Origin of the sequence: Klebsiella sp. 28 (genome assembly GCF_018223905.1) — a bacterium.
Lineage (GTDB): Bacteria > Pseudomonadota > Gammaproteobacteria > Enterobacterales > Enterobacteriaceae > Klebsiella > Klebsiella pneumoniae.
The window spans coordinates 23,096-36,714 of record NZ_JAGRQY010000024.1 but is presented as its reverse complement, the minus strand read 5'-3'; the positions used below and the strand labels follow the sequence as shown (position 1 = coordinate 36,714).

The following is a 13,619-nucleotide window of genomic DNA, read 5'->3' as shown; positions in this document are numbered from 1 at the left end:
ATGCATCGGTAAGCTGTGAGGCCATATACACCTTTCCAAATACGGGAGACGCGGTCATTTCTTTCCACGCCCTGGCGACAACCGGCGGCGTCGCGGCCAAATCGCCATATCTTTTGACACAGGCGAAGAGGCTAGAGTGTTAACAGGTTATGTCGATAGTAGCGCGTTACAGGCAGTTTCGCCATTGGCGATTTCGCTATATAATTTTATACATATCGCTATCTTCGTGCATTTTCGCTACAGAATAGCCATAAATCATTTTTTTGCCTTGATGTCGGTCAGTTTGTCGGGCTCCTCCCATCGTCTTTTAGGGGTAGATCGGGTAGTGTGTGGCCGTTTATGTGAAATAAGGAATTTCTATGCGCAATCGTACATTCGCTGACCTCGATCGGGTGGTCGCGCTCGGCGGCGGGCATGGTTTGGGCCGGGTGATGTCCTCCCTCTCCTCGCTCGGTTCACGGCTGACCGGCATTGTCACCACCACCGATAACGGGGGTTCCACCGGGCGGATCCGTCGTTCGGAAGGTGGCATTGCCTGGGGCGATATGCGCAATTGCATCAATCAGTTAATTGCCGAGCCGAGCGTAGCGTCGGCGATGTTTGAGTATCGTTTTGGCGGTAACGGCGAGCTTTCCGGGCATAACCTCGGAAATTTGATGTTAAAGGCGCTGGATCACCTGAGCGTGCGGCCGTTAGAGGCGATCAATTTGATCAGAAACCTGCTGAAAGTGGACGCTTTCCTGATCCCGATGTCAGAACAACCGGTGGATTTGATGGCGCTCGATCATGAAGGCCATGAAGTTTATGGCGAAGTGAATATTGATCAGCTTGATAATGTGCCGCAGGAGCTGATGCTCACCCCGCCGGTACCGGCCACCCGCGAGGCGGTGGAGGCTATCGCCGAAGCCGATTTGATCCTCATTGGGCCGGGCAGTTTTTACACCAGCCTGCTGCCGATCCTGTTGCTCGACGAGATGGCCCAGGCGTTGCGCCGCACCCCGGCGCCGATGGTTTTTATCGATAACCTCGGCAAAGAGCATAGCCCGGCCGCGAGGCTGTCGCTGGCGGAGCGCATCGCGATTATGGAGCGCTATGTAGGCAAGCGGGTGGTGGATGCGGTGATCGCCGGTCCAAAAGCCGATATCAGCGGCATCGACGACCGGTTGGTGATCCAGACGCCGCTGGAGGCCAGCGACGTTCCCTATCGTCATGACCGGGCGCTGCTCCGCGGGGCGCTGGAGAAAGCGATCCAGCTGCCGGGCTGATCCTGCGCGCCGGAGGCGGCCCTCTTCGGCGCACCTTAAAATCTTAAGGTTGTCTTAAAATAGGGCTGGCACTATACCCTCATCTTTTTCTGTGGGTGTGCATTATGTCGTTATTGCCTCTGCGTCGGCCGGTGGTCAGCCGCACGACTTATCTGATTCTCTTTGCTTGCTATATCAGTATCTGTCTCAACCTGGCGTTTTATCGCCAGGTTTTCCCGTTACTGCCGGTAAATAGCCTGCATAACTGGCTGGTATTCCTCAGTATGCCGATCGTGGCCATTAGCGTGATGAATATCCTCACCACTCTCGCCTCGTTCCTGAAGCTGGACCGGCTGGTGATTAGCCTGTTCATTCTGCTCAGCGCCTCGGCGCAATACTTCATCTGGAACTTTGGCGTGGTGATCGACCGCAGCATGATCACCAATATCCTCGACACCACTCCGGCGGAAAGCTTTGCTCTACTCTCCGGCGAAATGATTGCCGTCCTCGGCCTTTCCGGGGTTTTGGCGGTATTCGTCGCCTGGTGGGTGAAAATCCGTAAGCCCGCCACGCGGTGGCGCGGCGCGGCGATGCGCCTGCTCAATATCGCCGTTTCGGCGCTGCTGATTATTCTGGTGGCCGCGCTGTTCTACAAAGATTACGCCTCGGTGTTCCGTAACAACAAAGAACTGGTGAAATCCCTGAGCCCTTCCAACAGCATTGTGGCCGTGAACTCCTGGTATGCTCATCATCGGATGGACAACCTGCCGCTGGTGAAGATTGGCGAAGATGCCACGCAGAAAGCGGTGATGCATAACGCTCCCCGTAAGAACCTGACGATCGTCGTGCTCGGCGAGACTTCGCGAGCGGATAACTTCTCACTGGGCGGCTATTCGCGCGACACCAACCCGCTGATGCGGCAGGACGGCGTGATCTATTTTCCGCATACCACTTCCTGCGGCACGGCAACCGCAGTTTCCGTGCCGTGCATGTTCTCCAATATGCCGCGCGCGCATTATGACGAAGAGCTGGCGCACCATCAGGAAGGCGTCCTGGATATTCTACAGCGCGCAGGGATCCGGGTGCTGTGGAACGATAATGACGGCGGCTGCAAAGGCGCCTGCGACCGGGTACCACACCAGAACGTCACCGACCTGAAGCTCACCGGGCAGTGCATCGATGGCGAGTGCTACGATGACGTCCTGTTCCATAATCTCGACAGCTATATCGATAACCTGCAACAGGATGGCATTATTGTGCTGCATACCATCGGCAGCCACGGTCCGACGTACTACAATCGCTATCCAGCGGCGTTTCGCAAATTCACGCCGACCTGCGACACCAATGAGATCCAGGGCTGTACCCGGGAGCAGTTGACCAATACCTATGACAACACCATCCTTTATGTCGACTATGTCGTTGATAAAGCGATAAAACTACTGCAATCTAAACAGGATAAATTTACCACTAGTCTGGTTTATTTGTCCGACCACGGCGAATCGCTGGGAGAAGATGGCGTCTATTTGCATGGTCTACCGTATTCCATCGCGCCGGATACGCAGAAACATGTGCCGATGGCGCTGTGGCTCTCCGCCGACTACCAGCAGCGCTACGGCATTTCCGCGCACTGTCTGCAGCAGCGGGCGCAAAAAGAGAATTACTCGCAGGATAATCTGTTCTCCACCCTGCTCGGCCTGCTCGGCGTCAGCACCCGCGAGTACCAGGCGGCAGATGATATCTTAACGCCATGTAGAGAGGCTGGTTGATGAAAATCTTAGTCATTGAAGACGATGCGCTGCTGTTGCAGGGGTTAATTCTGGCGATGCAAAGTGAAGGATACGTGTGCGACGGCGTCTCCACCGCGCACGAAGCCGCGCTATCGCTGGCCAGCAATCATTACAGCCTGATCGTGCTGGATCTCGGCCTGCCGGATGAAGACGGGCTGCATTTTCTCTCCCGCATGCGGCGGGAGAAAATGACCCAGCCGGTGCTGATCCTCACCGCCCGCGATACGCTTGAGGATCGCATTAGCGGTCTCGATACCGGGGCGGATGACTACCTGGTAAAACCCTTTGCCCTGGAGGAACTCAATGCGCGCATTCGCGCCCTGCTCCGCCGGCATAACAACCAGGGCGATAATGAAATCAGCGTCGGCAATCTGCGCCTTAACGTCACTCGCCGCCTGGTGTGGCTGGGTGAAACGGCGCTGGATCTTACGCCGAAAGAGTATGCCCTGCTGTCGCGACTGATGATGAAAGCCGGTAGCCCGGTGCATCGCGAGATCCTCTACAACGACATTTACAGCTGGGACAACGAACCGGCGACCAATACCCTGGAAGTGCATATTCACAACCTACGCGAAAAGATTGGCAAATCGCGGATCCGCACCGTCCGGGGCTTTGGCTATATGCTGGTTAACAACATCGACACGGAATAGACCATGGCTCTGTTTGCAACTGAAACCTGGACCATGCGCCACCGGCTGCTGCTGACCATCGGCGCCATCCTGGTGGTCTGCCAGCTGATAAGCGTCTTCTGGCTATGGCATGAGAGTAAAGAGCAGATCCAGCTGCTGGTGGCCAGCGCCATCGAAGGGCACAACAACCAGAAACATGTGGAGCATGAGGTACGGGAAGCGGTTGCCAGCCTGCTGGTGCCGAGCCTGCTGATCGTTGGCCTGGCGCTGTATATCAGCATGCTGGCGGTGCGCAAGATCACCCGCCCGCTTTCACGACTGCAAAGCGAACTGGAGAACCGCACGCCGGACAACCTCACTCCTATCGTACTCAGCGAATCGGTGCCCGAAGTCACGGCGGTGACCACCGCCCNNCCCTGAATCAGTTAGTTTCCCGCCTCAATCTGACCCTCGACCGCGAGCGGCTGTTTACCGCCGACGTGGCGCATGAGCTACGCACCCCGCTGGCCGGGCTGCGGCTGCACCTTGAGCTGCTGGCGAAAGTGCATGGCATGGGCGTCGACCCGCTGATCCAGCGTCTCGATCAGATGACCACCAGCATTTCCCAGCTGCTGCAGCTGGCGCGCGTCGGCCAGTCCTTCTCCGCCGGCAGCTACCAGCAGGTGCTGTTGCTGGATGACGTAGTAAAACCGCTGCAGGACGAACTGGAGGCTATGCTGGCGCAGCGTCAGCAGCGGCTGCTGCTGACGGATATCGAAAACGAGGCCGTCGTCTCTGGCGATGCGACGTTAATCCGCGTGATCCTGCGCAATCTGGTGGAGAATGCTCACCGCTACAGCCCTGAAGGGTCGACGATCCGCGTGTCGGTGAAAGCGGGCCTGATGCCGGTGATGGCGGTGGAAGATGAAGGGCCGGGGATCGATGAGGCGAAAAGCGGCGAACTCAGTAAAGCCTTCGTGCGCATGGACAGTCGCTACGGCGGCATTGGCCTCGGACTGAGCATCGTCACGCGCATCGCTCAGCTGCATGACGCCCAGTTTTTTTTGCATAACCGACAGCCAGGGCCAGGGGTCCGCGCGTGGGTGCTATTCCCGCAGCGCGGGGGTCAGAACGTCAGCACCCATTGATGGAAGAAGGCAACAATAATGACCAGGGCGGTGGCGACCGCCAGATATTCACGGAAGTTAATTTTTTGCATGGGCGCTATCCTCATCAGGTTGAAGATAGTGTCGCCTGGCGAGATTAAGCAAACATTAAGAAGGCCGCAACGCGGCCTTTTTTCTTCTCAAATGTTTGTTATCTGGCAAGCAGGACGATAAGAGAAGCGCGCCTTCACTATACCCCGCACGTCCACTCCGCCGGTCTGCGCCCAGAATCAGGAGGCGGCGATAAACAGCTCGCGCAGCTGATGCAGCTGGTCGCGTATTTGCGCCGCCTCCTCAAACTCGAGGTTCTGCGCGTGCTGCATCATCTGCCCTTCCAGCTCGTGGATTTTCTGCTGCAGCGCTTTTGGCGTCATATCCACAGCGCTAAGCCCGGCAGGCTCAACGGCCTTCGCTTTACCGCGCCCTTTGGCTTTGGTTTTCGCCAGGCCCTGGCCCAGCTGCAGGATATCCACCACTTTCTTATTGAGCCCCTGCGGCACGATGTCGTGCTCTTCGTTGTAGCGCTGCTGTTTCTCCCGTCGACGCTCGGTCTCGCCAATGGCTTTGGCCATGGAGGGGGTGATCTTATCGCCGTAGAGGATGGCCTTGCCGTTGACGTTGCGCGCCGCGCGGCCGATGGTCTGGATCAGCGAGCGTTCAGAACGCAGGAAGCCCTCTTTATCCGCATCCAGGATCGCCACCAACGACACCTCAGGCATATCCAGCCCCTCACGCAGCAGGTTGATCCCCACCAGCACGTCAAACTCGCCAAGACGCAGGTCGCGGATGATCTCCATGCGCTCGACGGTGTCGATATCCGAGTGCAGATAGCGCACGCGCTCGCCGTGCTCCTCAAGGTACTCGGTTAAGTCCTCCGCCATCCGCTTGGTGAGAGTGGTGACCAGCACGCGCTCGTTGATGGCCGTTCGCAGGCGGATCTCTGACAGCAGATCGTCGACCTGAGTCGCCACCGGGCGCACTTCGATGATTGGGTCAAGCAGACCGGTCGGCCGCACCACCTGATCCACAACCTCGCCGCCGGATTTATCCAGCTCATAGGCGCCCGGGGTCGCCGACACATAGATGGTTTGCGGCGCCAGCGCTTCGAATTCTTCAAACTTCATCGGCCGGTTATCCAGCGCCGACGGCAGGCGGAAACCATATTCCACCAGCGTCTCTTTGCGCGCCCGGTCGCCCCGGTACATACCGCCGATCTGCGGCACCGTGACGTGGGATTCGTCAATCACCAACAGGCCATCCGCCGGCAGATAGTCGAACAGGGTCGGCGGCGGCTCGCCGGGCCCGCGCCCGGAGAGAAAGCGCGAGTAGTTTTCAATGCCCGAGCAGTAACCCAGCTCGTTCATCATTTCGAGGTCAAACTGGGTACGCTGGGTTAAGCGCTGCTCTTCCAGCAGCTTGTTGTTGGCCAGCAGCACCTTGCGCCGCTCCGCCAGCTCCAGCTTGATCTCTTCCATCGCCTGGACGATGCGCTCCCGCGGCGTCACATAGTGGGTCTTGGGATAAATGGTATAGCGCGGCACCGTCCCTTCGACGTGGCCGGTGAGCGGGTCGAACAGCGACAGACGCTCGACCTCTTCGTCAAACAGCTCAATGCGCAGGGCGATATCGTCGGATTCCGCCGGGAAGACGTCGATCACCTCGCCGCGCACGCGAAAAGTGCCGCGCTGGAAGGCCTGATCGTTGCGGGTATACTGCAGTTCGGCCAGACGACGCAGGATCGCCCGCTGGTCAATCAGCATACCGACCGTCAGATGCAACATCATTTTCAGATACAGGTCCGGGTCGCCGAGGCCGTAGATCGCCGAGACTGACGCCACCACCACTACGTCGCGCCGCTCGAGCAGCGCTTTGGTGGCCGACAGACGCATCTGCTCAATATGTTCGTTAACCGAGGCGTCCTTCTCAATGAAGGTATCTGAGCTGGGAACGTAGGCTTCCGGCTGATAGTAATCGTAGTAGGAGACGAAATACTCGACGGCATTCTCCGGGAAAAACTCTTTCATCTCGCCGTAGAGCTGAGCCGCCAGGGTTTTGTTTGGCGCCAGCACCATCGTCGGCCGCTGCAGGTCGGCAATCACGTTGGCGATGGTAAAGGTTTTACCGGAGCCAGTAACCCCCAGTAGCGTCTGATGCGCAAGCCCATCCTCCAGCCCCTCTTCCAGGCGGCGGATGGCTTCCGGTTGGTCTCCGGAGGGGCGAAAGGCGGAATGCAGTACAAACGATTTACTCATCAATCAGAACCTGAAAAAAGAATTAGCGGCCGGTGTTTAATTCTACCCCCCGGACCGTTTTTTGCCAATAAATTATACTGGATATTTAAACAGTACGTACTTATGATAACGCCGCAAAAGGGTCTTATTGGCTAGCAAGCTGGGTGCAAAACGCGCGTCAGACGGAATAATCCTCCGGCCGCCAGGGTTATCCCCAGAAAATTTTACCTTTTAACATTTGTCAAGCGGACGGATGAAACTTTTATGGCAGCAGATGACGCTTTTCTTACACCCATTGATTTTATCTAACAAGCTGATATTTAAGATCTTTAAAGAAAAGACGCCTTTCGCGCCAATTCAGCCGCAAGCCGCGTACGCTCTAGCTTGCCGCAGGTTTTCTAACTCTAATACACAAGGTTATCCACAGGAATAGTGGATAACTGTCCGCAGCCCAAGACCACCGCCGCCCGGCGCCTGTCGCCTTTTGCGGTCAACCGCGTGGCGAAAAATTTTTATCGAACTATTTTTGATAACTATCCGCTTAAAGCCGCTCGATTTTTGCTGCTTTTTGCACCACCCTTTAGCGTCGGGCACCGGAAAAGTGCAGCCCCGGCGCTGACGAGGCCCGATGGTATCGGCGTTTAGCGCTTTTTTCCGAGCGTTCTTTTTCCTGGCAAGAGTTTTGCAGCATCTTTCTGTCGCCCTGACGCCAGGATAAGGAGAAAACGTCCATGTTGAATTTACAGGCAGTAAATCACTTTTACGGCAACCAGCATTCGCTGTGGAATGTCGATCTTGTACTACGCCCGGGAGAGTGCATTGGCGTACTGGGACGCGAGGGCATGGGAAAAACCACCCTGGTTAACTGCATTGCTGGCCACCTGCCGGTGGCCAGCGGCCGGATGACCTGGCATGACATTGGCGCCCCGCCGCAGGATCTCACCCCCCTGTCCGCTCAATCGCGCAGCGCCATTGGTATCGGCTACGTGCCACAAGATAAACGCATTTTTTCCCAACTCAGCGTGGAAGAGAACCTGCACATCGCCCTGGCGGCCGGGAACCCCGGGGCTAACGCCAGCGGCGGCGAGATTTATGAGCATTTTCCCGAGCTCTATGCCCTACGGCAGCGCAAAGGCGCCTCGCTGAGCGACGACGATCAGTACCAGCTGGCGCTGGCCAGGGCGCTGATCGTCCAGCCGCGGCTGCTGATCCTTGATGAACCCTCGCGCGGCAGAGGGCCGCGCTGCCTGCAAAAGCTGGCGGATCTGCTGCTGCGGTTAAATCGCGATATCGGCCTGACGGTGCTGCTCGCCGAGCAGCACCTGCCCTTTATCCGCCGGGTGGCGGATCGCTTCTGTGTCTTGCACCGGGGCCGTAACGTCGCCGAAGGCGATATTATGGCGCTGGATGAGCCGCTGCTGGCGCAGTGGATAACGCCGGATCCAGCGCCCTGAGGTCCAGATACTGCCCGAGATCGTCGCGCTGCGCGATATCGGCAAGCCACGGTATTTCGCCGAGGAACGGCGCGGCCAGTCGGTTTTTCAGCGTCGCCAGATATTCGGCGTGGCGCTTGCCCGGCGGCTGTACGTCATTGGCGATCCACCCCGCCAGCGGTAGTCCCGCCTGGCGTACCGCCTGAGCGGTAAGCATTGCGTGGTTGATACAGCCGAGCTTAACGCCCACCACCAGAATGACCGGCAGCTGTTCCGCCTGCGCCCAGTCGGCGAAGGTCAGGGAATCCGAGAGCGGCGTAAACCAGCCGCCGGCGCCTTCCACCAACACCCAGTCGGCGAGACCTTCCAGCTCACGCAGCCCGCTGGAGAGCCTGGCCGCGGCGATCGGCCGCCCTTCGTCGGCGCTGATGATGTGCGGGGAGGTCGGCTCGGCGAAGGTATAGGGGTTCACCTGGTCGTAACGCAATGCGACCCGACTATGACGCTGCAGCGCCAGCGCATCTTCATTACGCAGCCCATCGCCGGTAAGCTCGCTACCGGAGGCCACCGGCTTATAGCCGGCAGTGTGAAAACCCAGCAGATTCGCCGCCTGCAGCAGGGCGCTGCTGGCGATGGTTTTACCGACTTCAGTATCGGTCCCGGTGACAAAAAAACGTTTAGTCACGCTCAATGACTCCTGTAAAAAGAGAATACGTCAGCGGGCAGATGCCCTGCCGCTGCGGCCAGGCCAGCTGCAGCTCGCGCAGTTTGCCGCGGCCAAGCGGGGCGGCGGTCCGCCCCTGGTGCAAATGGGTGGCGCCGATGCCCTTCAGGGAGCGCATAGCGCTCAACGCATCGGCGAACGGCAGGCTAATCTGATGAACCTCGCCGGTCGCGCGCAGGCCGCTAAGCGCCGCGCGCACCGCCGCTTCGCTAAGGAAACGGTTGGCATGCGGCCGGTCGTCGATGGCCTGCCACGCCTGATTGAGCTCCGGCAGCGAGTCGGCGAGCAGCGTGCTAAACGCCACTCTGCCGCCGGGACGCGCCACCCGGTACAGCTCGCCAATTGCCGCCCGTAGATCGTCGCACCACTGCACCGCCAGATTGCTCCACGCCAGATCGACGCAGGCGTCCGGCAGCGGCAGCGCCTCAATATCCCCCAGCAGATAATGCTGCGCGGCGTCGTTACGCTGCGCCTGGGCGAGCATCCCGGCGGAGAGATCCAGCGCGGTCACCACGCTGCCCGCCTCACGCCAATAGCGACTCATACTGCCGGGGCCGCAGCCGGCATCCAGCACCTGCGCAAAATCGCGGCGCGCCAGCTGGCGCAGCAGTAGATCGGCGCAGCGCCGCTGCAGTTCATCATGTTGCGTATAGCCGCTGGCCGCCCGGCCAAACGCCGCGGCCACCGCCTGCTTATTCACTGTGGCCATGCAGCACCTCCAGTAAACGGTTAATGTCTTCAGCATGATGGGCGGCTGTCAGGGTCAGGCGCAAACGCGCGCTGCCGACCGGCACCGTCGGCGGACGGATCGCCGTTGCCCAGCAGCCCGCGTCGCGTAGACGGCAGGCCAGGTTCAGCGCCCGGGCGTTGTCGCCGACGATCAGCGGCTGGATCGCGCTGACGGAGTCGGTCAACCCCAGCGACACCTCGCCCATCCCCTCACGGAACTGACGGATGCGGGCGGCCAGGATGTCGCGACGCTGCTGCCCTTCATCGCTGCGAATGATCCCCAGGGCAGCGCTCAGCGCCACCGCCTGGGCGGGCGGCATCGCGGTGCTGTAGATCAGATGACGGGCAAACTGCAGCAGATAATCGGCCATTGCTTCGTCGCACAGCACCGCCGCGCCGCTGACGCCGAAGGCCTTGCCGAAGGTAACCACCAGCAGCTCAGGGCGCACCGCCTGCGCGGCGCAGCTCCCGCGTCCTTCGTCGCCGACCACGCCAACACCGTGGGCGTCATCCACCAGCAACACTGCCCCTGCGGCCTGCGTCGCGGCGTGAATGGCCGCCAGCGGCGCGCTGTCGCCGTCCATGCTGAAAATACCTTCAGTGACCGCCAACTGTTCGCCCGCCAGCGGCTTAGCCAGCAGTTGCGCGAGCTGCTGCGGATCGTTGTGGGTAAAGCGCCGCAGCTGCGCCGGGCTGAGGCTCGCGGCCTCCAGCAGAGAGGCGTGGCTCAGACGGTCGGCGACAATCCGATCGTCTTTCTCCACCAGGGCAGCGATCAGCGCCTGATTCGCGGCAAAGCCGGAGATAAACAGCAATGCGCGCGGATAGCCCAGCCAGTCGGCGAGCGCCTCTTCCAGCGCGCGGTGGGCTTCGCTATAGCCGCTCACGTGGCCCGAGCCGCCGGCACCGACGCCATAGCGCGTGGCCCCCTGTTGCCAGGCGGCGATAATCGCCGGATGCTGACTCAGGCCCAGATAGTCATTGCTGGAGAAGTTAAGCCAGCGCTCCCCTTCCCGCTCCAGCCAGCGCCCGGCGCCGTGCGTCACCGGCAGGCGGCGGCGAAAAGCTTCCGCCGCCCGCCGCTCGTCCAGCGCCCGATCGATTCGCTGCTGCCAGCTCATAGCGCCGCCGCGTTGTAATATTCCTCAGTGTCCGGGGTGAGTAAGGCCTGCTCCAGACGCTGCTGCTGCTCATTGTCGCCTTCCAGCACCGCCGTCTGCTGCGGGTTGATCCCCAGCTTGCGGAACAGCTGCAGGTCTTTGTCCTCTTCCGGGTTCGGCGTGGTCAGCAGCTTGCAGCCGTAGAAAATCGAGTTCGCCCCGGCCATAAAGCACATCGCCTGGGTCTGCTCGTTCATCTGCTCGCGGCCGGCGGAGAGACGCACGTAGGAGGTGGGCATCATGATGCGCGCGATGGCGATAGTGCGGATGAAATCAAAAGCGTCGACGTCGTCGTTATCCGCCAGCGGCGTGCCCTTGACCTTCACCAACATGTTGATCGGTACGCTTTCCGGCGGCGTTGGCAGATTAGCCAGTTGCAGCAGCAGTCCGGCGCGATCTTTTACGCTCTCTCCCAGCCCGACGATGCCGCCGGAGCAGACTTTGATCCCAGCATCACGCACTTTATCCAGCGTATCCAGGCGCTCCTGGTAGGTGCGGGTGGTGATGATGTTGCCGTAAAATTCCGGCGAGGTATCAAGGTTGTGGTTGTAGTAATCGAGGCCCGCTTCGGCCAGGCGCTGCGCCTGACTGTCGGTCAGGGTGCCGAGCGTCATACAGGACTCCAGCCCCAGCGCCTTCACCCCTTTCACCATCTGCTCCAGATAAGGCATATCGCGGTCATTGGGGTTTTTCCACGCCGCGCCCATACAGAAGCGGGTGGAGCCGGCGTTTTTCGCCTGGCGCGCTGATTCCAGCACCTGCTCAACCTCCATCAGGCGCTCGGCTTCGAGGCCGGTTTTGTAGCGTGCGCTCTGCGGGCAATATTTACAATCTTCCGGGCAGGCGCCGGTTTTGATCGACAGCAGGGTGCTGACCTGCACCTGACGCGGATCAAAGTGTTGACGATGGATTTGCTGTGCTTCGAATAGCAGATCGATCAGCGGTTTATTAAATAATTCCGTTACTTGCGACATTGTCCAGCGAGGTTGGTGAGCCATTTTCCTCTCCAAAAGGTCGTACACTTCCTATTTCACACAGCCTCTTTGTTGGCGGCACTCGCGCCTCCCAGTTACATAGTGAACTATGCTCCTGGGGATGTTCTCGCTTGCCGCCTCGATGCTGCGCGAAATATTTTGTGTACGTTTCATTGTAAGTAAGTTCAGTGTAGACTTGTAAACCTAAATGTTTTCAAAATGGTTTACAAGTCGCTTATGACACTGGACGATCTCGCTTTCGATCGGCGCCACATCTGGCACCCCTACACCTCTATGACTTCCCCCCTGCCGGTCTACCCGGTGGTGTCCGCCCACGGTTGCGAGCTGTCCCTCGCCGGCGGCGAACAGTTGGTTGACGGTATGTCTTCCTGGTGGGCGGCGATCCACGGCTACAATCACCCACGCCTCAATGCGGCGCTGAAGGGGCAAATTGACCAAATGTCGCACGTGATGTTCGGCGGGATCACCCATCCGCCAGCAGTTGCGCTATGCCGTCAGCTGGTGGCGATGACCCCGGCCTCGCTGGAGTGCGTTTTCCTCGCCGACTCCGGTTCAGTGGCGGTAGAGGTGGCGATGAAAATGGCGCTGCAGTACTGGCAGGCTAAAGGCGAACCACGTCGTCGTTTTCTGACCTTCCGCAACGGCTATCACGGGGATACCTTCGGAGCGATGTCGGTCTGCGATCCGCAGAACTCGATGCACAGCCTGTGGCAGGGCTACCTGCCGGATAACCTGTTCGCCCCCGCGCCGCAAAGCCGCTTTGACGGCGAGTGGGACGAGATGGATATGGTGCCGTTTGCCCGCCTGATGGCCGCGCATCGTCATGAAATCGCCGCGGTGATCCTCGAACCTATCGTCCAGGGGGCGGGCGGCATGCGGATGTACCATCCGGAGTGGCTGAAGCGGGTGCGTAAAATGTGCGACCGGGAAGGGATACTGCTGATCGCCGATGAGATTGCCACCGGCTTTGGACGCACCGGCAAGCTGTTCGCTTGTGAACACGCCGGGATTACCGCCGACATTCTGTGTCTGGGCAAAGCGCTGACCGGCGGCACCATGACCCTTTCCGCCGCCATCACCACCCGAACGGTTGCTGAAACCATTAGCAATGGCGAAGCCGGTTGCTTTATGCACGGCCCCACCTTTATGGGCAATCCGCTGGCCTGCGCGGTGGCCGGCGAAAGCCTGCGCCTGCTGGAGAGCGGCGAATGGCAGCCGCAGGTGGCGGCGATTGAAGCCCAGCTGCAGGGCGAGCTGGCCCCGGCGCGGGGATCTGCGCTGGTCGCGGACGTCCGCGTGCTGGGCGCTATTGGCGTGGTTGAAACCCGTCGCCCGGTCAACATGGCCGCCCTGCAGCGCTTTTTCGTCGAGCAGGGAGTCTGGATCCGTCCGTTTGGCCGGCTGATTTATCTGATGCCGCCGTACATCATCACGCCCGAGCAGCTGACCCGCCTGACCCGTGCGGTCAACCAGGCAGTGCAGGACGAAACATTTTTTAGCGAATAAATAGCGGAATTGCGTCGTCGGGAAGGCTACACTTCT

General features: G+C 59.6%; 11 protein-coding genes, 1 pseudogene and 1 riboswitch. Of the genes and pseudogenes, 7 read left to right on the top strand and 5 right to left on the bottom strand.

What is annotated here, in order from left to right:
- Nucleotides 1–12: 12 nt before the first annotated feature.
- Nucleotides 13–151: riboswitch (molybdenum cofactor riboswitch) on the bottom strand.
- A 208-nt stretch (nucleotides 152–359) separates the two neighbouring features.
- The 4 genes and pseudogenes from yvcK to pmrB all read left to right on the top strand — a co-directional run bounded on the left by yvcK (nucleotide 360) and on the right by pmrB (nucleotide 4,787).
- Entirely contained in the window at nucleotides 360–1,265 is a 906-nt protein-coding gene (gene yvcK / locus KHQ28_RS04930; protein ID WP_004142092.1) for a uridine diphosphate-N-acetylglucosamine-binding protein YvcK, read from the top strand.
- 104 nt (nucleotides 1,266–1,369) lie between these two features.
- Nucleotides 1,370–3,010, top strand: coding sequence for a phosphoethanolamine transferase EptA (gene eptA / locus KHQ28_RS04925; protein WP_032419164.1), 1,641 nt, complete (start codon nucleotides 1,370–1,372; stop codon nucleotides 3,008–3,010).
- A complete protein-coding gene (pmrA, locus tag KHQ28_RS04920) occupies nucleotides 3,010–3,681 on the top strand; it encodes a two-component system response regulator PmrA (RefSeq protein ID WP_032419166.1) in 672 nt (223 codons plus the stop codon). The genes eptA and pmrA overlap by 1 nt, the downstream gene beginning before the upstream one ends.
- 3 nt (nucleotides 3,682–3,684) lie before the next feature.
- Nucleotides 3,685–4,787 (top strand): annotated as a pseudogene (gene pmrB, locus KHQ28_RS04915) (two-component system sensor histidine kinase PmrB).
- Between the two features lie 248 nt (nucleotides 4,788–5,035).
- On the opposite strand, the gene uvrB reads toward pmrB, so the two are convergent.
- Nucleotides 5,036–7,057, bottom strand: a complete 2,022-nt coding sequence (gene uvrB / locus KHQ28_RS04910) for an excinuclease ABC subunit UvrB (protein ID WP_032419167.1) — start codon at nucleotides 7,055–7,057, stop codon at nucleotides 5,036–5,038.
- A gap of 411 nt (nucleotides 7,058–7,468) precedes the next feature.
- Here uvrB and KHQ28_RS04905 point away from each other — a divergent pair, with 411 nt between their 5' ends.
- Together KHQ28_RS04905 and KHQ28_RS04900 are read left to right on the top strand one after the other, a co-directional pair.
- Nucleotides 7,469–7,681 (top strand): hypothetical protein, encoded by a 213-nt coding sequence (locus KHQ28_RS04905; RefSeq protein ID WP_002895652.1) that lies wholly within the window; start codon nucleotides 7,469–7,471, stop codon nucleotides 7,679–7,681.
- An 86-nt stretch (nucleotides 7,682–7,767) separates the two neighbouring features.
- Nucleotides 7,768–8,490 (top strand): ABC transporter ATP-binding protein, encoded by a 723-nt coding sequence (locus tag KHQ28_RS04900; protein WP_032419169.1) that lies wholly within the window; start codon nucleotides 7,768–7,770, stop codon nucleotides 8,488–8,490.
- Here the strand turns inward: KHQ28_RS04900 and bioD are convergent.
- From bioD to bioB, 4 genes are read right to left on the bottom strand one after another with little or no spacing between them, the layout of a single operon-like run.
- Nucleotides 8,432–9,154: a dethiobiotin synthase gene (gene bioD / locus KHQ28_RS04895; RefSeq protein ID WP_002895648.1), complete on the bottom strand. Its 723-nt coding sequence runs from the start codon at nucleotides 9,152–9,154 to the stop codon at nucleotides 8,432–8,434. The two genes, KHQ28_RS04900 and bioD, sit on opposite strands and share 59 nt — an antisense overlap.
- A complete protein-coding gene (gene bioC, locus KHQ28_RS04890) occupies nucleotides 9,147–9,902 on the bottom strand; it encodes a malonyl-ACP O-methyltransferase BioC (RefSeq protein ID WP_004142100.1) in 756 nt (251 codons plus the stop codon). Before bioC ends, bioD begins: the two co-directional genes overlap by 8 nt.
- Entirely contained in the window at nucleotides 9,886–11,043 is a 1,158-nt protein-coding gene (gene bioF, locus KHQ28_RS04885; RefSeq protein WP_004176804.1) for an 8-amino-7-oxononanoate synthase, read from the bottom strand. Before bioF ends, bioC begins: the two co-directional genes overlap by 17 nt.
- Nucleotides 11,040–12,080 carry a biotin synthase BioB gene (bioB, locus tag KHQ28_RS04880; RefSeq protein ID WP_002895580.1) on the bottom strand — a complete coding sequence of 347 codons (1,041 nt, stop codon included), beginning with the start codon at nucleotides 12,078–12,080 and terminating at the stop codon, nucleotides 11,040–11,042. The genes bioF and bioB overlap by 4 nt, the downstream gene beginning before the upstream one ends.
- A 213-nt stretch (nucleotides 12,081–12,293) precedes the next feature.
- On the opposite strand from bioB, the gene bioA reads away from it, so the two are divergent.
- The gene (gene bioA / locus KHQ28_RS04875) at nucleotides 12,294–13,583 is read left to right on the top strand and encodes an adenosylmethionine--8-amino-7-oxononanoate transaminase (protein WP_004191247.1); all 1,290 of its coding nucleotides are present in this window, start codon (nucleotides 12,294–12,296) and stop codon (nucleotides 13,581–13,583) included.
- The last annotated feature ends 36 nt before the right edge of the window (nucleotides 13,584–13,619 follow it).